The sequence below is a fragment of the Streptomyces gobitricini genome, assembly GCF_039532985.1.
GTDB classification, from domain to species: Bacteria; Actinomycetota; Actinomycetes; order Streptomycetales; family Streptomycetaceae; genus Streptomyces; species Streptomyces gobitricini.
Genome location: NZ_BAAASR010000005.1, coordinates 25,797 through 49,991, shown reverse-complemented (window position 1 = coordinate 49,991; position 24,195 = coordinate 25,797). Strand labels below are relative to the sequence as shown.

Below are 24,195 nucleotides of genomic sequence, written 5' to 3'. Positions count from 1 at the left end.
TGGTGTGCGGCAATGTGAGCACGGCCAACGCCACGGTCCACATCGTCGACACCGTCCTCATGCCCCCGATGTAACTCCCGGCGGCACCACGAGGATGCGCCCTTGCGCCCGTGAACGGGCGCGTACCGGAACCCGCAGCCGTCCAACGGCGGAAGGCGGACGGCGGACGGCGGACAGGCGGACGGCGTGCAGGCGGACGCGGCCACGCGTCCGGGCCCCCGGGGACCCGCCGCAACCCTCGGGACCCACCGGGGCCACGCGGTACGGCGGCCCGCCCGGCCACCGGCCGGTACGGCGGTCAGGGCGCCGGCTCCTCGTGGGCGGGTGCGACCAGGCCCTGCCCTCGTCCAACCCCACCCCCCGTCGACGGGCAGTCCGTCACCGGTGGTGAAGGTGACGTCGAAGGCCGGGCCTGGTGGCCCGGAGTCCGGGCGGCCTCGACGTCACGTGACGGTGACCAAAGCGCGTTCCTCGTCGGTCACCGACATGATGATGTCCCGCAACCTCTCGGCGTACAGCCGCATGTTCTTGTACGCCACGGCGGTGTCCGGGTAACGGCTGGCGAACCACAGGCCCTCGTGGAGCCTGTTGAGCCAGACACCCACCTTGTCGCCGTACGACACCCGGCCCAGTCCGTACGCCTTCCACTCGGCCCAGCGTTCGGAGCCGGGGATGCCCCGGGCGTCGAGGAACGAGACGGCCGAGTGGAGGTCGTGGGATGCCGGACGGAAGTCCGGGCCGAGCAGGCCGAGCACCCGGGCGAGGGGCATGCGGGCCAGCGACCGGTTCGCCCGCAGCGCGCGGCGCACAGCGGCCAGGGCGCTGGGGAAGTCGGATGCCTCCGCCACGGGAATCTCGATCGGCGCACCGCCGACGTACCAGCCCACGGAGTCCGACCACTGGGACTTCACCCTGGTGTGGAACGGCACGACCGTGCGGTACACGGGCTGCCCTCCGATCTCGTGGACGATGAGGCTCGTGGCGGCCAGGTAGCCGACGAGGCTTCCGCCGTAGGGCCGGCAGTACGCCTCGAACGCGGCGGCGGCGTCCGCGTCCACGAGCATCTCGTGCATGAGCTTCTGTGCGGGCGTACTGCCGTCGGGCGCCAGACCGAGGTCGACGGGGAGGTTCGGCAGTTTCCCGTCGCACCGGTTGACGAACTCCCGCCACCGGGAGACGACTTCGTGCGTGTCGTCGATCCGGTCCGCGTCGGCACGCTCGATCTCGCAGAAGTCGACGTAACTGCTGACCGGTGCGTACTCCACGGTGCGGCCCTCGACGGCCGCCGTGTAGAGCTCGTGGATCTCGGCGGGGATGCGCTGGATGGAATGGCCGTCGACGTTGCTGTGGTCGAAGGCCATGTACACGCTTGTGCAGTCGTCCCGTACGACCGCCGCGTAGATGAGGTTCGGCCAGTCCAGCGCGTACGTCGCCGCGTCGAAGCGGTCCTGGAGGTGCTGGACCAGTTCAGCGACGTCGGGGAAGTCACCGACCACCTCGCGGCGCAGCGACACGGCATCGGCGTCGAGCGTGAACCGGCGCATCTCGCCGTCGGCCCAGCGGAATCCGCTGCGCAGCGTCTCGTGCCGGAGCGTCCAGGTGCGCAGGGCGTCCTGGAGGGCGTCGAGATCGACCGGGCCCGGGACGTCGAACGCCGCACCGAGCCAGGTCGGGAGGAACAGGCCGTCGTTCCGCACGGACCGCACGGTCCTGATGTGCGACTCCTGGATGTACGCCGGTGGCCGGGAGTCGTCCGGCAGCTTCGCCGCCGCCGCCACGGTCACCGGGCTGAGCGCGAACTCGACAAGCCGCCCGGGCCGGACCTCGCAGCGCTGGACATCGGTCAATCGCACAGGCGTCTCCGTTCGCAAAGGGGCAGATCCGGTCAAGGAAGTGCCGCGCTCGCGGACGCTACCGCCGGTACATGGGGCGCCCCGGCCTTTCAGCGGCCTTTCAGTAGATCGGGGGCTGTCTCGAACAGTGATGCCGAGGGGTACCGGGCCGGACCTGCGGCGGCGGCCGCGGTGGGCAGGCTCCGTATGTTCCCCGTGCCCCGCCCCCCCGTGCCCCGTCCCCCGCCGCCCATTCCCCGTCCCGTCCGCGTCTCCGTCCCCGCCGCCGCCACGGCAGAGGGTCCACCCCGTTGTGATCACCGGCCTCTGCCGACCGTGACTCCCGCTCCGTCCAGTGCCCCTCTGGTGCGTCGGCTTGCGAGAAACGGGGATGCGGGGTCTCTGCGCGCTCCTCTAGACTCGCGCTGCCTGCGTCGGCTGGCAGCTGTAGACCCGCAGCACCAGCCCGTTGTGGAGGGGGCCGGCCCGTTCGAGCCGGGCCAGGTGGGCCGACATGTTCCATGTCGGTACCAGCGGCGACAGGGTCGCTGTTGAATCGCGGGGCACCGGACGAAGCACACCTCGGTCACACCGCGTGCCCCTGCCGGACACGGGCAACCTCCCGTCCGCCGGTCTGCCGCGCGGTATCGGTGAGCCGGGCATGCCGGACGGGGCAGCATGCAAGGAACGCAGGGGTGGCGGGCTATGCAAACGCGCCCCCGAGGGCTGTGCACGGCGATACCCGTTGACGTGGCGTTGTGCGGGGGAACGGTCGGTCGATGGGCACGGTGGCGGCCGCCGCCATCCCGTGAAGTCGCCGACCGGGCGGGGTCGGGCACAGGTGCCTTCTCATGGACATTGCCGTGGCTCGGCAGGGAAGTAGGCGTCCACTGTGCTGGTTGCGCGCATGTGCCCCGCCGCCGTGCGAAGGGCTCAATGACACGGGTGGAAAGGTGGTGGCGATGGGCGCGGCGAAGGCGGTCTCCTGGGGCGAGGCGGCACTGGTACTGATGGCCTGCTGGGTGCTATGCGCCCTGGGCCATGGCGTCATCTTCCTGCTGGATGACCCGACACTTCCGGCCGCCGCTCCTGTGGTGATGGTGCTGGGGCACTGGTTCTGGGTACGGCACCGGCACTGGACGGCAGGTGTCCTGGCGGCCGTCGCAGGGTCCGCCGTGCTGTTCTGCCTCCTCGAGACCCTTCGGCCGCAGATGGACCGGATCATCGCCGACGCGTTGTCCACCGGCGCGGGCGTGTCGGCCGCTCTGGTGGTCTTCACCGCGGCGTCCCGGGTGCGGACCGGGGCCCGGCATGGCTGACGGCCGAGGCGGGTTCAGGCTGCCGGTGCCTCCGGCTGTGGTGCGTCGGCGTGCCGTCCGGCACCGGGTGTGGGGCCTGTGCTCCGCGCTGGCCGGGTTCGTGCTGCTGTTGCTCGCGGTGACGGGCCTGGCCGCCGTGCCGGACCTGATGGATGACGAGCGGGCGTACGAAGCCGCGGTGCCGTGTGCTCCCCGGGCCGCTGCTGGAGCCGGTTGCCTGCGTCCGGTCGAGGCGACCGTCGTGCGCACGGTGATCCGGGACGAGGTCAAGAACGAGGAGTTCACCCTGCGACTGACGGGCCCACCAGAGGTCCCCGGTGAGTTGGACATGGGGCACTCCGACCCGCTGCTCGAGCGTCTGCGCCCAGGTGACCGGGTGACGGTCACGATGTGGCGGGACCACGCGACCGCGGTCAGCCGGGACGGTTTGACGCAGCAGTCGGCCGACACACCGGTCGGCGAGCCGCCGTTCGTCACCGCTTTGATGCTGGCGCTGCTCTCGGTCGGGGCGTACGCCCTGTACGCGGGCGGCGTCGTCCTGGCGCGGGCCCGCCACCATGCGGAGTGGGGACTCCCGGCCTCCTTGGTGACGCGCGGCAAGCAGTCGTTCGGAGCGGCACTCTGCACCCTCCCGGCCCTGATCGTCGGTGACCTCGCGGGCCCGCTGGTCGCGGTGGCAGCATGGCTGGCGATGCTTCCTCCGGTCCACCTGGCAGTACTGCGGTGGGAACGAAGGGGCAGAGGCCGCCATGCCGCGGTACCCGTGAGCGTCCGATGAGCGCCGGGTCGTACGGTGTCGCTGTGAAGAGAACCCGCCGGCGATCCGAACTCGCCTCGCTGGCCGCGTGGTGGGCGATCCTCACCGCCGCCCTCTGGCTGCTGGCCACGGTTTGCGGCCAGAGGACCACTCTGTGGGGATGCGCGGCTTCCGCCGCGTTCTTCGTCGCCGTGGGCGAGGCCGGAGACCGGCTGCGGCGTCGGTACACGAGGCGTACCGCTCCCGACGCGTCGCGAGCGAACGCTCCGGGCCGTGGCGCGTAGTGAGAGCAGGGTGGTTCCCTGTGCTCATGAGCGCGCACCGACCGGCGTACACCCCGTCAAGACGTCTCCTGCGGGGAGCGCCAGCCGAGTGCCCGACCCCGGACGGAGATCGCCAAGCTCAGTGGTCTCCGCCATGCCGACTGTGCCGTGCTGGGGCGTGAGCCGTACAGCTGCCGCCGGTAGAACGTCGCGAACGAGAAGCGGCGGGTGCCACGTCATCTGGCACGGATCTGACACAGGCACCACCCCAGAAACCCTGACCTGGTCCGGACAACAACAAAGCCCCGGGCCGATGGCCTGAGGCATTCGCGTGGAGCGGGTGACGGGAATCGGACCCGCGCTCTGAGCTTGGGAATCACCGGTGGTTTGGGCCGTTGGATGGGCTCTGACCTGTGCTTTTCCTGTTGGACGGGATGGTTGGCTACGGTCCCTGGGAGCCCTACCTGATCGCTGTTGTCCGCTCCGCTGGGCACGGATGGGGCACGGGTGGCGGCAGTGCAACAGAGCCTGGGGGTTGGCGGGTCAAAGAGGAATGATGCGGATCTGGCTGCCGCAGAGTTTGGCCATGTCGTCGCTGTCGGACGTCAGCAGAGCGACGGGTTTCGGCTGGCGAAGCGCGACCTCGGCGACCGTGGCGTCGATGGCGTATTTGTGCCCGTGCAGTCCGGCGTCTTTGAGGAGTTCCGCTGCCGCTTTCGCCGCTTGTTCGGTGACCGGCTCCACCTTGACGCGGGACAGAGCCCAGTTCAGGCGAGGCATGTTGGTTCGGGAGTGGCTGACTTCCACGATGGTGTTCGCCCCGATGACGAGGTCGGCTCCCATGTCGTGGAACACCTGCAGCATGGCGAGGAGCTTGCGGTCCTGCGCGATCCAGGCGGACAGCCCTTCCGAGTCCAGGACGACGGTCTCGATACGCTCGCTCACGCGGCGTCCGCGCCCTTAGAGGAGCCGGTGGAGCCGAAGATCTTCGCGCGGGCCTCGGCAAGCTCCTCGTCGCTGAAGGATCCGTGCTCCTCCTCGTGGCGGCGGAGGTCGTTGCCCAGGAGCTGGTGCCGGATCTGGCGAGCTACGGCTTCTGCCACGTAGCCGGAGACGTTGTCCGTGAGTCTACGGAGCTCCGCCACCTGGTCGGTGGGCAGTGTGACGGTGATGCGAGTAGTCGATGACATACTCGGATCATACTGGAGTATGCGTGAAGTCGTCCGTGATTGGCGCCCTGAGCTCCGACCAGTGCTTGTAGTGGTGGAGTGCTGCTCTGTCGTGTGCCAAGCGTGCTCGCCTCACTGGATTAGGGCGTGCAGGGCCATGCCGCCCCGTCGCCGGCCAACCCGGCCAGCATGACGTCGGCCGGGCGGGCACCCGATAGAAGGGTGAGTGCACCGACGGTCACGCCGAGCGCCAGTTACTTGTGCCCTACGGCACTGACCAGTTTCGTCAGCGACGTGCCGTGCAGACGCTTGAGCAGGAATTTTTCGATCTTTTGCAACTGGCAGTGCGCCAACCTGCTCTGCAGAATCAGTTCATCCAGATGGTATGACTCCTCGACGAGCTTCGAATCAAGTTCGCCGTCGTCGCGATCATCTTTTTTCGCGAGGCGTCTGAAGTGGCGTTCCTTGGTTTCGAGACGTTCCTTCATCCACCCCAGTCCGAGCATCGAATATTCGATGCCTACGGCGTAGCGACTCGTGGAGTGGTAGAGGTGCGATTGGAGCCTGCAGTTGTAAAGCTCCTCCCAGACAGGAGAAAGGATCCTGAGAGCTACCGAAGATATCCCTTTTTCTCGAATGTCCGTCAAATGGTCAGCGACTGCTTCTAGGGCGCACTGCAGTCTCTGGAATTCTGGCTCCTCAAGGAGGATTTCCAATGATTTCCTGCCGTAGAGGCTTACCCTGGGCCCGTAGTGATCACTTTCGAACCCGAATTCCGGAGACCATGTGCGTCCCGACTCCGCCGCCCCGGAGGCAACGTCAAGGTAGGCAGAACGATACGCACTGATGTTCTCGTGCACCTCCTGTAGTGCGACGTCCAATTTGGAGAGCTTGGCAAGGAGTTCGGCAAGCATGCGGTTCACATCCTTTGCCGCCTCGTCCCTCGCCCTGATCCTGTCGATCAAGTTTCCGCTGCGAGTGAATGCGAAGACTCCGACAGTCAGGACCAGGATCGGCACCCACGTCCTCTGCTCTGCTACTCGGGGGATTTCATCTACAATGATCTGAAGATCACCCCTAGTTCTCCCCGGGCGCTCGTACTGATACACCGCTGCGCCTGATGCGAGGAGAACCAAGGATCGCCGAGAAGCAAAATCGACTACCCTCTTCGGTATCCGCGACAACTGCTCTAAAGTGTTCCTCCTCTTCGTCATCCTTTCGAGCTCCTTTACCGAGACTTGCCTGACAAGTCGACGTGCCATCGAATAGCGAAGGAGCCACACTGGGCTATTTCGCCCCAGATTGGCCCACGAGCGTGGTAGATTACGTCGCCAGCCGGGATTCCCCACACGAGCGCCGATCTTATTGGCGGATTCCAGGACGTCTGAAAACCAAATCCGCCGCTCAACGCGCACGCTAACTGTAATCCAGAATTTGATGGCCAAGAAGCGGGCGACTGTGAGTCCGCCGAGCAGTATGGCGGCAACGACGGCGACCTTCAGGGGAATGCCAAGCCAAGGCTGTGTCACGTCGGCCTCAATGGATGCGAAGATCTCATATAGCAATTCCATTGACGCCTTCCTGGGGGCTCCATGATTGGGGGCGTAATTATCCCGGAGTGGTGCGGGGAGCTACATGAATTTGAGGACGTCTTGAGCTTCGCCTGGAGCGTAGCCACCTTTGCCCACCACCTATCCCGGCTCCCATCCCGTCCGCCGTCGGCCCACACGCATGTGCAGCGGGCGCGGGCTTGGACCAGAACCGCGCCCCGCGCCCACCGAGCGCTTGGCGCTGACAGGAGCGGCCACGACCGTCGCCGGCCCTACCGGCTCCTCAAAGCCGTCATGGAGACCGCTGTTTACGACGAACTCATCCGCCGCAACCCCTGCCGCCTCCGGAGTGCTGGAAAGGAAGGTGCGGCGGAACGACAGATCGCCACCGTCGCCCAGGTCGATGCCCTCGCCGGTGCGCTGGGGCCGCGCCGGCGACTGATGATCTTCTCGGGGCGTACGGTCCATTCCGGCCGGAGGAACAAGCAGAGCTGCGCCGCAAGGACGTGGACCTCGATGAGCTGACCTTTCGCATCCGCATGGCTGGTCCGGAGCTCACGACAGGCCGCCGCGCCTTCGGCGACACCAAGTCGGACGCCGGGAAAGCAGACCGTGGTCCTCCCTGGGTCTTAGGGAAGACCTGGAACGTCACCTCTACTGGTACGCCGAGAAGGGGCGGGACGATCCGGGGCCATGTTCAAGGACACGATGGTCCGCGCTGGGCAGTCGTCCGAGAAGGCCGCGCTGATCTACCAGCACTCGGATCTTCAGCGGCAGCAGGAGGTGGCAAGGGGGCTCGACGACCTCGTGCGCGCCGCCCGCCGGAAGGGTGCCGAACGGCCATCTGGTGCGGATCTGGTGCGCGACGCCTAGCGTGGTCCAGACAACAAGAAAGGCCCGGGTCCGTGACCTGGGCCTTCATCATGGAGCGGGTGACGGGAATCGAACCCGCGCTCTGAGCTTGGGAAGCTCATGTTCTACCATTAAACTACACCCGCGTAATACGCACCGGAGGACCGGTTCGTACCGTCGCTCACTGTACCTTATCGGCAGGCCCCCGGTGTATCGCGCCGCGGGGTCTTTGTGCTGTGTGGGGGACGGATCCGTGTGCGGGGTGCGGGAGTTGGAGCGTACGGTGTGGGGGCGGAGTGCCGCCTGGAGTGGTGTCCTGTTGATCCCCTAATGTGGCTTTCTCGTCCACGCATCGTTGGGGAAGGGACTTGATGGACTCCATGGAGCACACCGTCGTCCGCTGTGCCGAGGGGCACGTGTTCAGTACCGCTTCGTTCCCGATGCAGCAGCTCGGAGCCGGCCGGATCGGGCCGGGGCGGCTGCTGCGGTGTCCGCGGTGCGCGCGGCTGCGGCAGGCCGTGCCGGTGGCCGTTGGCGGGGAGCTGCAGCGGCGGTAGCGCCGGGCGGGGAAGCGCGCGGGGGCTGTCCGATTGGGGCGGGCCCGCGCGCTCTGCGTATCCTCGGGGCGTGCTTCTCTCAGACAAGGACATCCGGGCCGAGATCGACGCCGGGCGGGTACGCATCGACCCGTACGACGACTCCATGGTGCAGCCCTCGAGCATCGACGTGCGGCTGGACCGCTACTTCCGGGTGTTCGAGAACCACCGCCACCCGCACATCGACCCCGCGGTCGAGCAGGCGGACCTGACGCGGCTGGTCGAGCCGGAGGGGGACGAGGCGTTCATCCTGCACCCCGGGGAGTTCGTGCTGGCGTCGACGTACGAGGTGATCAGCCTCCCCGACGACCTCGCCTCGCGGCTGGAGGGCAAGAGCTCCCTGGGGCGGCTCGGTCTGGTGACGCACTCGACCGCCGGGTTCATCGATCCCGGGTTCTCCGGGCACGTGACGCTGGAGCTGTCGAACCTCGCCACGCTGCCGATAAAGCTCTGGCCGGGCATGAAGATCGGGCAGCTGTGCATGTTCCGGCTCAGCTCGCCCGCCGAGTTCCCGTACGGCAGCGAGCGTTACGGATCGCGGTACCAGGGGCAGCGGGGGCCGACCGCCTCGCGGTCCTTCCAGAACTTCCATCGGACGCAGGTGTGAGCATGAGTGGCGTACGGGAGAACCTCACCTACGAGAAGTTCGGGACGGCCGTCCGCGAACTGGCGCAGACCATCGCCGACGACGGCTACGAGCCCGACATCGTGCTCAGCATCGCCCGGGGCGGGGTCTTCGTGGCGGGCGGGCTGGCGTACGCGCTGGACTGCAAGAACATCCACCTGGTGAACGTGGAGTTCTACACCGGCGTCGGGACCACGCTGGAGATGCCGGTCATGCTCGCGCCGGTGCCCAGCGCGATCGACTTCAGCGACAAGAAGGTGCTGATCGCCGACGACGTCGCCGACACCGGCAAGACCCTGAAGCTGGTGCACGACTTCTGCCTCGGCACGGTCGCCGAGGTGCGCAGCGCGGTGATCTACGAGAAGTCGCACTCGCTGGTGAAGTGCGAGTACGTGTGGAAGCGCACCGACGACTGGATCAACTTCCCCTGGAGCGTCGAGAAGCCGGTGGTGCAGAGGTCCGGCCAGGTGCTGGACGCCTGACCCCGGGACGGACGACGAAGGGCCCCCGCCGGCGCGGGGGCCCTTCCGCGTTTCCGTGCCGTCAGATGGTGCCCAGCTTGATCAGCGACAGGAGGGCCACCAGCTGGATCGCCGACGCGCCCAGGGCCTTCGGCCACGGCAGGTCGTGCGACTTGCTGACCATCGACGTGAACAGCGCTCCGGCCGCCAGCCACGAGAGCCAGCCGATGACCTGTACGAGGGTGTTCTCGCCGCCGAGGAAGAGGGCGAAGACCAGGCGCGGCGCGTCCGTCATCGACATGATCAGCATCGAGAGGCCGACCGTCGGCTGCCAGGCGCCGTCGCCGCCCAGCTGGCGCGCCAGGGTGTGCGTCACGGCGCCGAGGATCGCGCCACCGACGACGAACATGACGCCGGTGACGAGGACGGAGGGGATCGCCGTGGAGAGGGTGGCGTTGATCGTCTCCTCGCGGGCCTGGTCGAAGCCGAAGAGGGCGAGCAGGCCGTAGAGGAACGTGACCACCAGCGCGGGACCCCACACGGCGTGGTCGCGCATCTGCCAGAACGTCGGGCCGGGGCGCATCACGATGCCGCGGAGCAGCTGCTTCCAGTGCAGGCGCGGGCCCGTCGGGGCGGCGGGGGCGCCGGCCTGGTAGGTGGCGCCGTCGCCGTACGCCTCGGGCCCGGGGGCGTACGCCTCGTCGTGGATGCTGAACGCCCGGGTGTGGCCCGGGTTGTTCGCCGCGTACGGGTCGGGCGGGGGAGCGGCGTGCCCCTGGGCGGCGTGCCCTTGCGCGTAGGGGTCGCCGAAGTACTCCGGCTCCCCGTACGGCTGCTGCCCCTGGGGCTGCCCCTGGTGCCACCGCTGCTGCTGCCCCGTGTACGGGGGCGGCGCCGCGGCGCCGCCGTAGGGCGCCTGCTGCTGTTGTTGCGGGGTGCGGTTGTCCCGGCCGCGTCCGATCCTGAATCCAGCCACGTCATCGAACGTACCCGGTCCGGCCGTGTCCGGTGGACGGGCCCGGGAACGAGGAGCCCCTTTGCTGCCGAGCTGTGACATCCCCTAAGGGTCGGACAAGGGTGGGAATCGGCGCACTGGCACCGGTTCGTGCGGTCGGGCGCGGCAGCGCGCTGCCGGACCCGGGCCCGGACCACGAGAAGCGGCCGGACTCGGACCCGGACCACGCGAAACGGCCGGGCCCGCCCCTTCGGGCAGACCCGGCCGCTCACCGTTCCCGCACAACGCGACGACGCGACGAGGAACTACTTCACCGGCTCCGGCTCGCTGTCCGTCTCCTCCGCCGGGGCGGGATCCGCGGGCGTCTTGACGGACTCCAGCAGCAGCTGTGCCACGTCCACGACCTGGAGGCTCTCCTTGGCCTTGCCGTCGTTCTTCTTGCCGTTCACGGAGTCCGTGAGCATCACGAGGCAGAAGGGGCAGGCGGTGGAGACGATGTCCGGGTTGAGGGACAGGGCCTCGTCGACGCGCTCGGTGTTGATGCGCTTGCCGATCCGCTCCTCCATCCACATCCGCGCGCCGCCGGCGCCGCAGCAGAAGCCCCGCTCCTTGTGGCGGTGCATCTCCTGCTGGCGCAGGCCCGGGACGGCCGACATGATCTCGCGCGGCGGCGTGTAGACCTTGTTGTGGCGGCCCAGGTAGCACGGGTCGTGGTAGGTGATCAGGCCGTCGACCGGCGTGATCGGGGTGAGCCTGCCCTCGTCGATGAGGTGCTGGAGCAGCTGCGTGTGGTGGATGACCTCGAACTCGCCGCCCAGCTGCGGGTACTCGTTCGCGATCGTGTTGAAGCAGTGCGGGCAGGTCGCGACGATCTTCTTGGCCGACTTCGGCTTACGCGTCGACGGGTCGTCCTCGTCCTCGCCGTACGCCATGTTCAGCATCGCGACGTTCTCCTGGCCGAGCTGCTGGAACAGCGGCTCGTTGCCCAGGCGGCGGGCGGAGTCACCGGTGCACTTCTCGTCGCCGCCCATGATGGCGAACGTGACGCCCGCCATGTGCAGCAGCTCCGCGAAGGCCTTGGTGGTCTTCTTGGCCCGGTCCTCCAGGGCGCCGGCGCAGCCGACCCAGTACAGGTAGTCGACCTCGGAGAGGTCCTCGACGTCCTTGCCGACGATCGGGACCTCGAAGTCGACCTCCTTGGTCCACTCCACGCGCTGCTTCTTGGCGAGGCCCCAGGGGTTGCCCTTCTTCTCCAGGTTCTTGAGCATCGTGCCCGCCTCGGAGGGGAACGCGGACTCGATCATCACCTGGTAGCGGCGCATGTCGACGATGTGGTCGACGTGCTCGATGTCGACCGGGCACTGCTCCACGCACGCGCCGCAGGTGGTGCAGGACCACAGCACGTCCGGGTCGATGACGCCGTTCTCCTCCAGCGTCCCGATCAGCGGGCGCTCGGCCTCGGCGAGGGCGGTGGCGGGGACGTCCTTCAGGGCCTCCTCGGAGGCCTTCTCGTCGCCCTCCATCGTCTTCCCGCCGCCCGCGAGCAGGTACGGGGCCTTGGCGTGCGCGTGGTCGCGCAGCGACATGATCAGCAGCTTCGGGGAGAGCGGCTTGCCCGTGTTCCAGGCGGGGCACTGCGACTGGCAGCGGCCGCACTCGGTGCAGGTGGAGAAGTCGAGGATGCCCTTCCAGGAGAAGTGCTCGACCTGGGAGACGCCGTAGACGTCGTCCTCGCCCGGGTCCTCGAAGTCGATCTCCTTGCCGCCGGAGGTCATCGGCAGCAGCGCGCCCAGGGCGGTGGAGCCCTCGGCGTTCCGCTTGAACCAGATGTTCGGGAACGCCAGGAAGCGGTGCCAGGCCACACCCATGTTGATGTTGAGCGAGACCGTGATCATCCAGATCATGGTGGTGCTCAGCTTGATCATGGCGAAGAGGTAGACCAGGTTCTGCAGCGCGCCCACGCTGAGCCCCTTGAAGACCAGGACCAGCGGGTACGAGGCGAAGTACGCGGCCTCGTAGCTGTCGACGTGGTGCAGGGCGCCCTCGAGGCCGCGCAGTACGTAGATGGCGAGGCCGATGGTGAGGATGACGTACTCGACGAAGTACGCCTGGCCCATCTTCGAGCCGGCGAACCGGGACTTGCGGCCCGGCCGCGAGGGCAGGTTCAGCAGGCGGATGACGATCAGCGTGGCGATGCCGAGGGTGGTCATCGCGCCGATGAACTCGATGTAGAGCTCGTACGGCAGGAAGCCGCCGATCACCGGCAGCGTCCAGTCGGCCTGGAACAGCTGGCCGTACGCGGTGACGATCGTCGGCGGCAGCGTCAGGAAGCCGATCGCCACGAACCAGTGGGCGATGCCGACGATGCCCCACCGGTTCATCCGCGTGTGACCGAGGAACTCCCTGACCAGAGTGACGCTGCGCTGGTAGGGGTTGTCGGTCCGGGTGCCGGCGGGGACCGGCTGGCCCAGCTTGAAGTAGCGGACGAACTGACCGATGGCGCGGGCGAGCAGCGCAACGCCGACCACGGTCAGGGTCAGCGACACAATGATCGCGGCGAGTTGCATGGAGGCTCCTCGGGCCTGCGAGGGTGGGAGGGCTTAGGCACTACTACTAAGCGGTAACTTAATCAATCCGTGCTGAGCGTACCCACTTATTCCGCCGCACTGTAGCCGCGCAGGCGGTGATCTGCGTCGCTCAGGTGAGCCTGACCGTGCGGGGTCCGCAGCGTCCGCAGGGTGCGTGCCAGGAGCGCGAGGTCCAGGCCGATCCACTCGTGCTCCACATAGTGCTGGTCGAGCAGCAGGGGTTCGTCCCAGGGCAGTGCGGAGGTTCGCCGGACCTGGGCCAGCCCGGTGAGGCCCGGCTTCACGCCGTGGCGCCAGGGGGCGGCGGCCGCGGGGTCGCCGGGTGGCAGTGGCGCCGGGCCGACCAGGGACATCTCACCGCGTACGACATGGGGCAGGCGGGAGAGCACGTCCAGGCGGAAGCGGCGGACGGGCAGATAGCGCAGGGTGAAGGGCCGGCCGCCCAGCCCGGTTCTCGTCCCGGTGGCGAAGGCGCCGCCGGGCGGCCGTCTCAGCGCGGTGGCGACGGTGGCCACGAGCAGCAGCGGGGCCGCGAGGGTGAGCAGCGCGGAGCCGAGGGCCAGATCGAGGACGCGCTTCGGGTGGGGGAGCTGTGGGGAGGGGCGCATGGGGCACACACCTGACAACTTTGCGAGGAATGCGGCTTTTGTTTCGTTGTTTGCACGATCGCACGGTTGTGTATGAGGTGGTAGTGGTTCGGGGTACGTGGCGGGTCGTGCGCCGTACTGCTGCGGGTTCGGCCGGCCAAGTTGAGTGGGACCGACTCAACTCTGTTGACTCCAGTCCTCGGGTCGTGCATCCTTGAGTCTGTTCCACTCAAGTCAGTTGGAGGAATCGAAAATGGCACGTGCGGTCGGCATCGACCTGGGCACGACTAACTCCGTCGTCAGCGTTCTGGAAGGCGGCGAGCCCACCGTCATCACCAACGCCGAGGGCGCCAGGACCACGCCGTCCGTCGTCGCCTTCGCCAAGAACGGCGAGGTGCTCGTCGGCGAGGTGGCCAAGCGCCAGGCGGTCACGAACGTCGACAGGACCATCCGGTCCGTCAAGCGCCACATGGGCACGGACTGGAAGATCGAGCTCGACGGGAAGAACTTCAACCCGCAGCAGATCAGCGCCTTCATCCTGCAGAAGCTGAAGCGCGACGCCGAGGCCTACCTGGGCGAGAAGGTCACCGACGCGGTGATCACCGTCCCGGCGTACTTCAACGACTCCGAGCGCCAGGCGACCAAGGAGGCCGGTGAGATCGCGGGCCTCAACGTCCTGCGCATCGTCAACGAGCCGACGGCCGCCGCGCTCGCGTACGGCCTCGACAAGGACGACCAGACCATCCTGGTCTTCGACCTCGGTGGCGGCACCTTCGACGTCTCGCTGCTGGAGATCGGCGACGGCGTCGTCGAGGTGAAGGCCACCAACGGTGACAACCACCTCGGTGGTGACGACTGGGACCAGCGGGTCGTCGACTACCTGGTCAAGCAGTTCCAGTCGGGTCACGGCGTGGACCTGTCCAAGGACAAGATGGCCCTCCAGCGCCTCCGTGAGGCCGCCGAGAAGGCCAAGATCGAGCTGTCCTCGTCCACCGAGACCTCGATCAACCTGCCCTACATCACGGCGTCGGCCGAGGGCCCGCTGCACCTGGACGAGAAGCTCACGCGCGCCCAGTTCCAGCAGCTCACCGCCGACCTGCTGGAGCGCTGCAAGACGCCGTTCCACAACGTCATCAAGGACGCGGGCATCCAGCTCTCCGAGATCGACCACGTCGTCCTCGTGGGCGGGTCCACCCGCATGCCGGCCGTCGCCGAGCTCGTCAAGGAGCTGACCGGTGGCCGCGAGGCCAACAAGGGCGTCAACCCGGACGAGGTCGTCGCCATCGGCGCCGTGCTCCAGGCCGGTGTCCTCAAGGGTGAGGTCAAGGACGTCCTGCTCCTCGACGTGACCCCGCTGTCCCTCGGCATCGAGACCAAGGGCGGCATCATGACCAAGCTGATCGAGCGCAACACCACGATCCCGACCAAGCGGTCCGAGATCTTCACGACGGCCGAGGACAACCAGCCGTCCGTGCAGATCCAGGTCTACCAGGGTGAGCGCGAGATCGCGGCGTACAACAAGAAGCTCGGCATGTTCGAGCTGACCGGCCTCCCGCCGGCCCCGCGCGGCGTCCCGCAGATCGAGGTCGCCTTCGACATCGACGCCAACGGCATCATGCACGTGACCGCGAAGGACCTGGGCACGGGCAAGGAGCAGAAGATGACCGTCACCGGCGGCTCCTCGCTGCCGAAGGACGAGGTCGACCGGATGCGTGAGGAGGCCGAGCGGTACGCGGAGGAGGACCACAAGCGCCGCGAGGCCGCCGAGAGCCGCAACCAGGGCGAGCAGCTCGTCTACCAGACGGAGAAGTTCCTCAAGGACAACGAGGACAAGGTTCCGGGCGACGTCAAGACCGAGGTCGAGACGGCGGTGGCCGAGCTCAAGGAGAAGCTGAAGGGCGAGGACACCGCGGAGATCCGCACCGCCACCGAGAAGGTCGCGGCCGTCTCCCAGAAGCTCGGCCAGGCCATGTACGCGGACGCGCAGGCCGCGGGCGGGGCCGCCGGTGCCGGTGAGGCTCCGGGCGCCGCCCAGGGTGCCGCCGGTGACGACGACGTCGTCGACGCCGAGATCGTCGACGACGAGAAGCCGAAGGGGGCCGCATGACGGAGGAGACCCCGGGCTTCGAGGAGAAGCCCGACGTCCCCTCCGGCGCCGCGCCCGACGACGCCGCCGAAGCCGTCGCCGCTCCCTCCGCCAACGCCGCGGAGGAGGGCCCGGCGGCCCCGGCAGGGGACGAGACCGCACAGATCGCCGGCCTGACGGCCCAGCTGGACCAGGCCCGCACCGCGCTAGGCGAGCGCACCGGGGACCTCCAGCGGCTCCAGGCCGAGTACCAGAACTACCGCCGCCGGGTCGAGCGCGACCGGGTCACGGTCAAGGAGATCGCCGTGGCGAACCTCCTGACCGAGCTCCTGCCGGTGCTCGACGACATCGGCCGCGCCCGTGAACACGGCGAGCTGGTGGGCGGCTTCAAGTCGGTGGCCGAATCGCTGGAGACGGTCGCCGCCAAGATGGGCCTGCAGCAGTTCGGCAAGGAGGGCGAGCCCTTCGACCCGACGATCCACGAGGCGCTGATGCACTCGTACGCGCCGGACGTCACCGAGACGACCTGCGTCGCGATCCTGCAGCCGGGGTACCGCATCGGGGAGCGGACCATCAGGCCCGCCCGTGTCGCGGTGGCCGAGCCCCAGCCCGGGGCCGCGCCGGCGGCCCAGGCGCCGAAGGAAGAGCAGCAGAAGCCGGCAGACGAGGAGAGCGGTGGCCCCGAGGAGGGCTGACGCGTTGACAGGTAACCGGAAGGAGGGACGTCGATGAACACGAAGGACTTCGTGGAGAAGGACTACTACAAGGTTCTCGGCGTCCCCAAGGACGCCACTGAGGCCGAGATCAAGAAGGCGTACCGGAAGCTCGCGCGCGAGTTCCACCCGGACGCCAACAAGGGTGACGCGGGCGCGGAGGCGCGCTTCAAGGAGATCTCCGAGGCGAACGACATCCTCGGTGACCCCAAGAAGCGCAAGGAGTACGACGACGCCCGCGCCCTGTTCGGCAACGGTGGCTTCCGCGCGGGTCCGGGCGCCGGCGCCGGCGGCACGTTCAACTTCGACCTCGGCGACCTCTTCGGCGGCGCCCAGGGCGGTGCCGGTGGAGCCGGCGGGGCCGGCGGCTTCGGCGGCGGTCTCGGGGACGTGTTCGGCGGCCTGTTCAACCGGGGCGGCGCCGGCACGCGCACCCAGCCGCGCCGGGGCCAGGACATCGAGTCCGAGGTGACGCTCAGCTTCACCGAGGCGGTGGACGGGGCCACGGTCCCGCTGCGGATGTCCAGCCAGCAGCCCTGCAAGGCCTGTTCGGGCACCGGCGACAAGAACGGCACGCCGCGCGTGTGCCCGACCTGCGTCGGCACCGGCCAGGTCTCGCGCGGCGGCAGCGGCTCCTTCTCGCTGACCGACCCGTGCGTGGACTGCAAGGGCCGCGGGCTCATCGCCCAGGATCCGTGCGACGTCTGCCACGGCAGCGGTCGAGCCAAGTCGTCCCGCACCATGCAGGTCCGCATCCCCGCGGGCGTGTCCGACGGGCAGCGCATCCGGCTGCGCGGAAAGGGCGCGCCCGGCGAGCGCGGCGGCCCGGCCGGCGACCTGTACGTGGTGGTGCACGTCGGCGCCCACCCGGTCTTCGGCCGCAAGGGCGACAACCTGACCGTCACCGTGCCCGTCACGTTCGACGAGGCGGCGCTCGGCGGCGAGATCAAGGTGCCCACCCTCGGCGGGCCCGCAGTCACCCTGAAGATCCCGGCCGGTACGCCCAACGGCCGGACCATGCGCGCCCGTGGCAAGGGGGCGGTCCGCAAGGACGGTACGCGCGGGGACCTGCTCGTCACCGTCGAGGTGGCCGTGCCCAAGGACCTGGGCGACAAGGCGCGCGAGGCGCTCGAAACGTACCGGGAGGCCACGGCGGGCGAGGACCCGCGGGCCGAGCTGTTCCAGGCCGCGAAGGGGGCTTGAGATGGACGGACGTCGCCGCAATCCGTACGAGCTGACCGACGAGACACCGGTGTACGTCATCTCGGTGGCGGCCCAGCTCAGCGGACTGCACCCGCAGACCCTGCGCCAGTACGACCGGCTGGGCCTGGTCTCGCCGGACCGTACGGCCGGGCGGGGCCGGCGGTATTCGGCCCGCGACATCGACCTGCTGCGGCAGGTCCAGCAGTTGTCGCAGGACGAGGGCATCAACCTGGCGGGCATCAAGCGGATCATCGAGCTGGAGAACCAGGTCGCCGCCCTCCAGTCCCGGGTGGCCGAGCTGACGGCGGCGGTCGAGGGCGCGGCGGTGGCGATGCGGCAGCGAGAGGCGCAGGTGCACGCCTCGTACCGGCGCGACCTGGTGCCGTACCAGGACGTCCAGCAGGCGGGCGCGCTGGTGGTGTGGCGGCCGCCCAAGCGCGGCGAGCACACCTGACGCACGGGGGAAGGCCCCCTCCGCCCGGCGGAGGGGGCCTTCTCGTCGTACGCGCGTGCGATGATCCGGGGGTGCGTATGACTCGGGGGACCTCACGAGGCCGGCTGCGTGTCGGAGCGACTCTGGTGGCGCTGTCCGCGCTCGCGGTGGGGTGCGACGACGAGACGGGCGACGCGCCGCTGCCGGAACGGATCACGGCGGCCCCGGCCGCGCCGTCCCCGCCGGGGGCGCCGCCCCGTCCTTCGGACCGCGCCTCGTCCCCGGCGGGGGAGGCCGCCGGCTGTCCGGCCTCCGGTGTCCGTGTCGTGCCGGGGATGACCGACGCCGCGACGGGGCTGCGGGCGATGGGGCTGACGCTGCTCAACTGCGGCGCGGAGCCGTTCGAGGTGAGCGGGTACCCCGCCCTGGACGTCCTCGGCGAGCGGCGGGAGAAGCTGGACGTCACCGTCCGCGACGGGTCGCACGTCGACACCACCGCCAAGCCCTCGACGTTCGTCCTGGCGCCCGGCGAGCAGGCCGTGGCGTCGGTGGTCTGGCGCAACACGGTGACCCGCACCGACGTCGTGGCGACGAACGGCGCGTACCTCCGGGTGACCCCCGCCCCCGGTGTGGCGGCCCAGACGGTCACCCCGGACGGCCCGGTGGACCTCGGCAACACGGGCGTCGTGGAGGTCACGCCCTGGAAGCCGCACGACCTGGGCCGGGGCTAGGGGATCAGTTCGCCCAGCACGTCCAGCGTCGTCTCCCACATCGGCCGGGCGCCCGTCCCGAAGGCCGCCGCGAGGGCGGTGCCGACGGCGACGCCCTGGGCCGGCACGGTGGCGTTCTCGTCCCAGTCGGCGGTGACGCGGCCGTCGCCGGAGGACTCCAGCTCGCCGAGCCGGCGGCCGTCGCGCAGCAGCCGGCTCTCCTCGTTGCCGCAGGGCACCAGCCGGTAGCGGACGCCGCCGACCCGGGCGTCGACACGGTAGGAGCGCCGGGACAGCCGTCCCTTGGCGGGCGAGATCCGGGCGGGCCGGCCGTCGACGGTGAGCGTCAGCAGGGCGGGGTCGCGGGTGCCGATCGGGATGTGCGGGTCGGGTTCCGTACCGGTGGTCCTGACGAGCCGTACGTGGGGGAGGCCGGGGCCCGTGACGTCGAGCGTGCCGTCGCCGGAGCGGAGCTCCACGTCCGGTGTGGCGGGGAAGTGGTCGCGCATGGTCAGTGGTCCTGCTCCAGGATGCCGGACCGGGCGATCAGGTAGCCCAGTTGCGCGCGGCTCCCGCTGCCGAGGACGGCCGCCAGCTTGGCGATGTGGGCGCGGCAGGTCCGTACGTTCATGCCGAGGCGGCGGGCGATCGCCTCGTCGACGTGGCCCTCGACGAGGAGCTTGGCGATGGAGCGCTGGACTCCGCTGATGCCGTCCGACTTCAGGTCGTACGGGATCTGCTCGTTGATGGGTACGGCCAGTTGCCAGAACTGGTCGAAGACTCCGGCGAGGTAGGCGACCAGGCCGGGGTGGCGCAGCTCCAGGGCGACCTGGCGGTCGCTGCGCGCCGGTACGAAGGCGACTTCGCGGTCGACGATGATCAGCCGGTCGATGATCTGTTCCAGGGTGCGCACCTGCACTTCGGGGCCCACGTGTTCGAGGTACGTCAGCGTCAACTCGGTGTGCCGCGCCGTGTGCTGGTAGAGCGTACGCATCCGCACGCCCCGGCCGAGCAGGGGCTGCACGCGGCGCAGCGCCTCGCTCAGTGCCTGGGCGGGGCGTCCGCCGCCCGGTTGCACGGTCAGCAGTTCCTTCTCGCAGCCGGATATGACGCGGTCCAGGGTGGCGTTGATCCGGTTGAGGCCCTCGAGCACGGTGATGGCGTGTGTGGTGGGGGCGTTCTGGGCGCTGATGGCCATGAATGGCTCGAACGCGTCGGACAGTTCGACGGTGAGGCGTCTACGCTCCAGGATCTCGCGCTCGATGGGCTGGAGCAGTTGCGCGAGCGCCGAGGAAGGCGGGACGGGACGGAGCCACTGGGCGTCGTCCGGGTCGGGGTGGAGCAGCGCCAGGTCGAGGAGGCACGGCACCTCATCCGCCTCTGACCGGGGTATTCGTCCACTGCGCAAGGCGTTGGCGTAGAGCTCGGAACCCGCCTCGCACAACTCTGTGTGGGAATGGGGGTGCCCCTCTTTGTCCCACTTCGCACTCATCTGTACACCCCCAGGCTCCTGCATCTCAGGAACATGATGCCTGCCGTAGGTGGTGGAAGCGTGGAGAGTGAGCAATCGTCGTACCCGCGGGGGTTGGAAAGAGACGTTGCCTTCAAGTGAGGTTGCTCGGTGATGACGAAGAGACTCATACGCGCAGTGGTTGCCAGTGCGTTCATCGCTGCCGGTGCGGTAGGGGTTCTGGGGGTGGCCGAGGATCCGGGCTGGCACGCGGCACCCGGGACCGCCGTGACCACGCCGCAGGACCCCGGCTGGCACGCCGCGCCCGCGCCGTCGGGCCCGGCCGATTCCGATCCTGGCTGGCACGTCCTCGGCGCATGAACGTTCCCGACGACTCGCGCTTCCGGCGCGAGATGGCATCCGCTTACCGGTCCGGGTGGCATTTCATCGACCTCGTCACAGCTGTGCCGCACAGTGGCGATTCGTTGATGGTCACCCTCTTCGGGGAGCCGATCGTCATCACGCGCGGAGACGACGAGGACATCCGAGCGTACCGATGCCTCCGGCGGCCCCGCGGAGCTCCGCAGCCCGTCCGGTGCGCCATCAGGTACGGCATGATTTTCGTCAACCTCGACCAGCGTGATCACCAGCTGGTCGAGCCGGAGACCACCACCGCCACCCCCCGCAGCGCCTGAGCGATTCCCCCGTCGTTGTAGATCGCCCAGGTGCTTCCCCCACACAGCGGCGCCATCGTGGACCTGAACACGATGGCGCCGCTGTGCTGTCCGCGTACGAGCAGCGGGCCCTCCCTGTGCGCCCAGGGCGCTGCCTGTACGCCCACGGCCCTCCCTGTGCGCGCCGGAGCAGCCCTGTACGTCCTGGAGCGCCCAGTACGCCCCGGGGCGCTACGCGCGCCCCATCGCCCGGGTTAGGGCGATCTCGATGACGACCCGGTCCGGGTTCGGCGCCGGCATGCGGCCGTAGCGGGCCGCGTAGCGCTCCACCGCGTCCGCGACGGCCTCCGGCTCCGTACGGATCCTCGCCACGCCCTCCAGCGTCGCCCAGCGCCCCTTGTCGACCTGGCAGACCGCCACCCGCGCGCCCCCGGGGCCCGCGGCGAGGACGTTGGCGACCTTGCGGCTGTGCCTGTTGGTGATCACCCGGGCGATGCCCTTCTCGCCGCCCTCGGGGTCGTAGGTGACCCCCACCGCGACGACATGCGGTGTGCCGTCCGGCCGGGGCGTGGTGAGGGTGCACATGTGGTACTCGCGCCAGAAGGCGAGATACGAGGTGTCGGGATCGCGGGGGTCGATGGCCATGCTCGCGAACCTACCGGCGCCGGGTGTCCCGAACCACTCTTGAGTGGAATAGACTCAACTTTACGTACGTTGGACGAGTCATACCCGTGGGAACCCCGCAGCACCGAGGAGGAGAGACCGCCCGTGGACGCCGAGCTGACCAACAAGAGCCGGGATGCGCTGAACGCCGCGACCAGCCGCGCCGTGTCCGAAGGACACCCGGACCTGACCCCCGCGCACCTGCTGCTCGCGCTGCTCGCGGGCCAGGACAACGAGAACATCGTCGACCTGCTCGCCGCCGTCGACGCCGACCAGACCGCCGTGCGCTCCGACGCCGAGCGCGTGCTCGCCGCCCAGCCCAGCGTCACCGGCTCCACCGTCGCCCCGCCCCAGCCCAACCGCGAGATGCTCGCCGTCATCGCCGACGCCTCACGGCGGGCCAAGGAGCTGGGCGACGAGTACCTGTCGACCGAGCACCTGCTCATCGGCATCGCCGCCAAGGGCGGCCGGGCGGGCGAGGTGCTGGAACGGCAGGGCGCCAGTGCCGGGAAGCTGCTGGAGGCGTTCGAGGAGACGAGGGGAGGGCGCCGCGTGACCACACCGGACCCGGAGGGCCAGTACAAGGCGCTGGAGAAGTTCGGTACGGACTTCACGGCCGCCGCCCGCGACGGCAAGCTCGACCCGGTCATCGGCCGGGACCAGGAGATCCGCCGCGTGGTGCAGGTGCTGTCCCGGCGTACCAAGAACAACCCGGTGCTCATCGGCGAGCCCGGCGTCGGCAAGACCGCCGTCGTCGAGGGCCTCGCCCAGCGCATCGTCAAGGGCGACGTCCCCGAGAGCCTGAAGAACAAGCGCCTGGTCGCCCTGGACCTCGGCGCCATGGTCGCGGGCGCCAAGTACCGGGGCGAGTTCGAGGAGCGGCTGAAGACCGTCCTGTCCGAGATCAAGGCCAGCGACGGCCGGATCATCACGTTCATCGACGAGCTGCACACGGTCGTCGGCGCGGGCGCGGGCGGCGACTCCGCCATGGACGCCGGCAACATGCTCAAGCCCATGCTGGCCCGCGGCGAGCTGCGCATGGTCGGCGCGACCACCCTCGACGAGTACCGCGAGCGCATCGAGAAGGACCCGGCCCTGGAGCGCCGGTTCCAGCAGGTCCTGGTCGCCGAGCCGACCGTCGAGGACACCATCGCGATCCTCCGCGGTCTCAAGGGCCGCTACGAGGCCCACCACAAGGTCCAGATCGCCGACTCCGCGCTCGTCGCGGCGGCCACGCTCTCCGACCGGTACATCACCTCCCGCTTCCTGCCGGACAAGGCCATCGACCTCGTCGACGAGGCCGCGTCCCGGCTCCGGATGGAGATCGACTCCTCGCCCGTCGAGATCGACGAGCTCCAGCGCGCCGTCGACCGCCTCCGCATGGAGGAGCTGGCGTTGAAGAGCGAGTCCGACCCCGCCTCCGTACAGCGCTTGGAGAAGCTGCGCCGCGACCTCGCCGACAAGGAGGAGGAGCTGCGCGGCCTGACCGCCCGCTGGGAGAAGGAGAAGCAGGGCCTCAACCGCGTCGGTGAACTCAAGGAGCAGCTGGACGACCTGCGCGGCCAGGCCGAGCGCGCCCAGCGCGACGGCGACTTCGACACCGCCTCCAAGCTGCTCTACGGCGAGATCCCGGCCGTGGAGCGGGAACTGGAGGCGGCCAGCGAGGCCGAGCAGGAGGCCGCCAAGGACACCATGGTCAAGGACGAGGTCGGCGCCGACGACATCGCCGACGTCGTCGGCTCCTGGACCGGCATCCCGGCCGGGCGCCTGCTGGAGGGCGAGACGCAGAAGCTGCTGCGCATGGAGGACGAGATCGGCCGCCGCCTGATCGGCCAGGGCGAGGCCGTGCGGGCGGTCTCGGACGCCGTGCGCCGCACCCGGGCCGGGATCTCCGACCCCGACCGGCCCACCGGCTCGTTCCTCTTCCTCGGCCCCACCGGCGTCGGCAAGACCGAGCTGGCCAAGGCCCTCGCCGACTTCCTCTTCGACGACGAGCGGGCCATGATCCGCATCGACATGAGCGAGTACGGCGAGAAGCACAGCGTCGCCCGGCTCGTCGGCGCCCCTCCCGGCTACGTCGGGTACGAGGAGGGCGGCCAGCTCACCGAGGCGGTGCGCCGCCGCCCCTACAGCGTGGTGCTGCTCGACGAGGTGGAGAAGGCCAACCCGGAGGTCTTCGACATCCTGCTCCAGGTGCTGGACGACGGCCGCCTGACCGACGGTCAGGGACGCACGGTCGACTTCCGCAACACCATCCTCATCCTCACCTCCAACCTGGGCAGCCACTTCCTGATGGACCCGGTCGCCCCGGAGGAGCAGAAGAGGGAGCAGGTGCTGGAAGTGGTCCGGGCCTCCTTCAAGCCGGAGTTCCTCAACCGCCTCGACGACATCGTGGTCTTCTCGGCGCTCGACCGGGACCAGCTCGCCCACATCGCGGGCCTCCAGATCGACCGCCTGGCCAAGCGCCTCGCCGAGCGCCGGCTCACCCTGGACGTCACCCCGGCCGCCCTGGAGTGGCTCGCCGTCGAGGGCTTCGACCCCGCGTACGGCGCCCGTCCGCTGCGCCGCCTGGTCCAGACGGCCATCGGCGACCGCCTCGCCAAGGAGATCCTCGCGGGCGAGGTCCAGGACGGCGACACCGTCCGCGTGGACCGCTCCGAGGACGGCCTGACCGTGGAGCGGGCGGGGTAGCGGCGCCACCCGCCGGGA

The 24,195-nt window shown here is 69.3% G+C and carries 24 protein-coding genes, 1 tRNA gene and 2 pseudogenes; 15 read left to right on the top strand and 12 right to left on the bottom strand.

Features of this window, described 5'->3' with window-relative positions:
• Window positions 1-74: pseudogene (locus ABD347_RS05635) on the top strand (fasciclin domain-containing protein); the annotation flags it as partial.
• A gap of 369 nt (window positions 75-443) precedes the next feature.
• On the opposite strand, the gene ABD347_RS05630 reads toward ABD347_RS05635, so the two are convergent.
• Entirely contained in the window at window positions 444-1,853 is a 1,410-nt protein-coding gene (locus ABD347_RS05630; RefSeq protein ID WP_344357144.1) for a condensation domain-containing protein, read from the bottom strand.
• Between the two features lie 941 nt (window positions 1,854-2,794).
• On the opposite strand from ABD347_RS05630, the gene ABD347_RS05625 reads away from it, so the two are divergent.
• Genes ABD347_RS05625 through ABD347_RS05615 form a run of 3 tightly spaced genes read left to right on the top strand, consistent with a single transcriptional unit; the run spans window position 2,795 to window position 4,192 of the window.
• A complete protein-coding gene (locus tag ABD347_RS05625) occupies window positions 2,795-3,151 on the top strand; it encodes a hypothetical protein (RefSeq protein ID WP_344357141.1) in 357 nt (118 codons plus the stop codon).
• A 37-nt stretch (window positions 3,152-3,188) separates the two neighbouring features.
• Entirely contained in the window at window positions 3,189-3,929 is a 741-nt protein-coding gene (locus ABD347_RS05620) for a hypothetical protein (RefSeq protein ID WP_344357138.1), read from the top strand.
• 23 nt (window positions 3,930-3,952) lie between these two features.
• Window positions 3,953-4,192: a hypothetical protein gene (locus tag ABD347_RS05615; RefSeq protein WP_344357135.1), complete on the top strand. Its 240-nt coding sequence runs from the start codon at window positions 3,953-3,955 to the stop codon at window positions 4,190-4,192.
• Between the two features lie 522 nt (window positions 4,193-4,714).
• On the opposite strand, the gene ABD347_RS05610 is transcribed toward ABD347_RS05615, so the two are convergent.
• From ABD347_RS05610 to ABD347_RS05600, 3 genes are all read right to left on the bottom strand, one after another.
• Entirely contained in the window at window positions 4,715-5,116 is a 402-nt protein-coding gene (locus tag ABD347_RS05610) for a PIN domain-containing protein (protein ID WP_344357132.1), read from the bottom strand.
• Entirely contained in the window at window positions 5,113-5,361 is a 249-nt protein-coding gene (locus ABD347_RS05605; RefSeq protein ID WP_344357130.1) for a type II toxin-antitoxin system CcdA family antitoxin, read from the bottom strand. The genes ABD347_RS05610 and ABD347_RS05605 overlap by 4 nt, the downstream gene beginning before the upstream one ends.
• 233 nt (window positions 5,362-5,594) lie before the next feature.
• On the bottom strand, window positions 5,595-6,911 hold the full coding sequence (locus ABD347_RS05600; protein ID WP_344357127.1) for a hypothetical protein: 1,317 nt from the start codon (window positions 6,909-6,911) through the stop codon (window positions 5,595-5,597).
• Window positions 6,912-7,095: 184 nt separating this feature from the next.
• Between ABD347_RS05600 and ABD347_RS30610 the strand changes: the two are divergent.
• Window positions 7,096-7,763 (top strand): annotated as a pseudogene (locus ABD347_RS30610) (tyrosine-type recombinase/integrase); the annotation flags it as partial.
• Window positions 7,764-7,814: 51 nt separating this feature from the next.
• Here ABD347_RS30610 and ABD347_RS05585 read toward each other — a convergent pair.
• Window positions 7,815-7,888 (bottom strand) — tRNA-Gly (locus ABD347_RS05585).
• Between the two features lie 225 nt (window positions 7,889-8,113).
• Here ABD347_RS05585 and ABD347_RS05580 point away from each other — a divergent pair.
• The 3 genes from ABD347_RS05580 to ABD347_RS05570 all read left to right on the top strand — a co-directional run bounded on the left by ABD347_RS05580 (window position 8,114) and on the right by ABD347_RS05570 (window position 9,445).
• On the top strand, window positions 8,114-8,299 hold the full coding sequence (locus ABD347_RS05580) for a hypothetical protein (protein ID WP_344357118.1): 186 nt from the start codon (window positions 8,114-8,116) through the stop codon (window positions 8,297-8,299).
• Window positions 8,300-8,369: 70 nt separating this feature from the next.
• Window positions 8,370-8,945, top strand: a complete 576-nt coding sequence (dcd, locus tag ABD347_RS05575; protein ID WP_228978142.1) for a dCTP deaminase — start codon at window positions 8,370-8,372, stop codon at window positions 8,943-8,945.
• Window positions 8,946-8,947: 2 nt separating this feature from the next.
• Window positions 8,948-9,445: a phosphoribosyltransferase gene (locus tag ABD347_RS05570; protein WP_344357113.1), complete on the top strand. Its 498-nt coding sequence runs from the start codon at window positions 8,948-8,950 to the stop codon at window positions 9,443-9,445.
• A gap of 61 nt (window positions 9,446-9,506) precedes the next feature.
• On the opposite strand, the gene ABD347_RS05565 is transcribed toward ABD347_RS05570, so the two are convergent.
• The 3 genes from ABD347_RS05565 to ABD347_RS05555 all read right to left on the bottom strand — a co-directional run bounded on the left by ABD347_RS05565 (window position 9,507) and on the right by ABD347_RS05555 (window position 13,575).
• Window positions 9,507-10,400 carry a Yip1 family protein gene (locus tag ABD347_RS05565; protein WP_344357111.1) on the bottom strand — a complete coding sequence of 298 codons (894 nt, stop codon included), beginning with the start codon at window positions 10,398-10,400 and terminating at the stop codon, window positions 9,507-9,509.
• Window positions 10,401-10,684: 284 nt separating this feature from the next.
• A complete protein-coding gene (locus ABD347_RS05560; protein WP_344357109.1) occupies window positions 10,685-12,946 on the bottom strand; it encodes a (Fe-S)-binding protein in 2,262 nt (753 codons plus the stop codon).
• An 86-nt stretch (window positions 12,947-13,032) separates the two neighbouring features.
• Window positions 13,033-13,575, bottom strand: coding sequence for a sugar transferase (locus tag ABD347_RS05555; RefSeq protein ID WP_344357106.1), 543 nt, complete (start codon window positions 13,573-13,575; stop codon window positions 13,033-13,035).
• 232 nt (window positions 13,576-13,807) lie between these two features.
• On the opposite strand from ABD347_RS05555, the gene dnaK reads away from it, so the two are divergent.
• The 5 genes from dnaK (at window position 13,808) to ABD347_RS05530 (ending at window position 18,720) form a co-directional block, all read left to right on the top strand.
• Window positions 13,808-15,661 carry a molecular chaperone DnaK gene (gene dnaK, locus ABD347_RS05550; RefSeq protein WP_344357104.1) on the top strand — a complete coding sequence of 618 codons (1,854 nt, stop codon included), beginning with the start codon at window positions 13,808-13,810 and terminating at the stop codon, window positions 15,659-15,661.
• Window positions 15,658-16,335: a nucleotide exchange factor GrpE gene (grpE, locus tag ABD347_RS05545; RefSeq protein ID WP_344357102.1), complete on the top strand. Its 678-nt coding sequence runs from the start codon at window positions 15,658-15,660 to the stop codon at window positions 16,333-16,335. The genes dnaK and grpE overlap by 4 nt, the downstream gene beginning before the upstream one ends.
• A gap of 33 nt (window positions 16,336-16,368) precedes the next feature.
• Window positions 16,369-17,556 carry a molecular chaperone DnaJ gene (dnaJ, locus tag ABD347_RS05540; protein WP_344357099.1) on the top strand — a complete coding sequence of 396 codons (1,188 nt, stop codon included), beginning with the start codon at window positions 16,369-16,371 and terminating at the stop codon, window positions 17,554-17,556.
• A gap of 1 nt (window position 17,557) precedes the next feature.
• Window positions 17,558-18,010, top strand: a complete 453-nt coding sequence (locus tag ABD347_RS05535; RefSeq protein WP_344357096.1) for a heat shock protein transcriptional repressor HspR — start codon at window positions 17,558-17,560, stop codon at window positions 18,008-18,010.
• Window positions 18,011-18,135: 125 nt separating this feature from the next.
• The gene (locus ABD347_RS05530; RefSeq protein WP_344357094.1) at window positions 18,136-18,720 is read left to right on the top strand and encodes a DUF4232 domain-containing protein; all 585 of its coding nucleotides are present in this window, start codon (window positions 18,136-18,138) and stop codon (window positions 18,718-18,720) included.
• Here the strand turns inward: ABD347_RS05530 and ABD347_RS05525 are convergent.
• The gene (locus ABD347_RS05525; protein ID WP_344357091.1) at window positions 18,717-19,208 is read right to left on the bottom strand and encodes a hypothetical protein; all 492 of its coding nucleotides are present in this window, start codon (window positions 19,206-19,208) and stop codon (window positions 18,717-18,719) included. The two genes, ABD347_RS05530 and ABD347_RS05525, sit on opposite strands and share 4 nt — an antisense overlap.
• Window positions 19,209-19,210: 2 nt before the next feature.
• The gene (locus tag ABD347_RS05520) at window positions 19,211-20,191 is read right to left on the bottom strand and encodes a helix-turn-helix transcriptional regulator (protein WP_344357088.1); all 981 of its coding nucleotides are present in this window, start codon (window positions 20,189-20,191) and stop codon (window positions 19,211-19,213) included.
• Between the two features lie 335 nt (window positions 20,192-20,526).
• On the opposite strand from ABD347_RS05520, the gene ABD347_RS05515 reads away from it, so the two are divergent.
• Entirely contained in the window at window positions 20,527-20,844 is a 318-nt protein-coding gene (locus ABD347_RS05515) for a Rieske (2Fe-2S) protein (protein WP_073756807.1), read from the top strand.
• On the opposite strand, the gene ABD347_RS05510 is transcribed toward ABD347_RS05515, so the two are convergent.
• Window positions 20,793-20,990 (bottom strand): hypothetical protein, encoded by a 198-nt coding sequence (locus tag ABD347_RS05510; RefSeq protein ID WP_344357153.1) that lies wholly within the window; start codon window positions 20,988-20,990, stop codon window positions 20,793-20,795. The two genes, ABD347_RS05515 and ABD347_RS05510, sit on opposite strands and share 52 nt — an antisense overlap.
• Window positions 20,991-21,054: 64 nt before the next feature.
• Complete coding sequence (locus ABD347_RS05505) at window positions 21,055-21,468, bottom strand: pyridoxamine 5'-phosphate oxidase family protein (RefSeq protein WP_344357085.1); 414 nt, start codon at window positions 21,466-21,468, stop codon at window positions 21,055-21,057.
• A gap of 123 nt (window positions 21,469-21,591) precedes the next feature.
• Here ABD347_RS05505 and clpB point away from each other — a divergent pair, with 123 nt between their 5' ends.
• The gene (gene clpB / locus ABD347_RS05500; protein WP_344357083.1) at window positions 21,592-24,177 is read left to right on the top strand and encodes an ATP-dependent chaperone ClpB; all 2,586 of its coding nucleotides are present in this window, start codon (window positions 21,592-21,594) and stop codon (window positions 24,175-24,177) included.
• Window positions 24,178-24,195 lie beyond the last annotated feature (18 nt).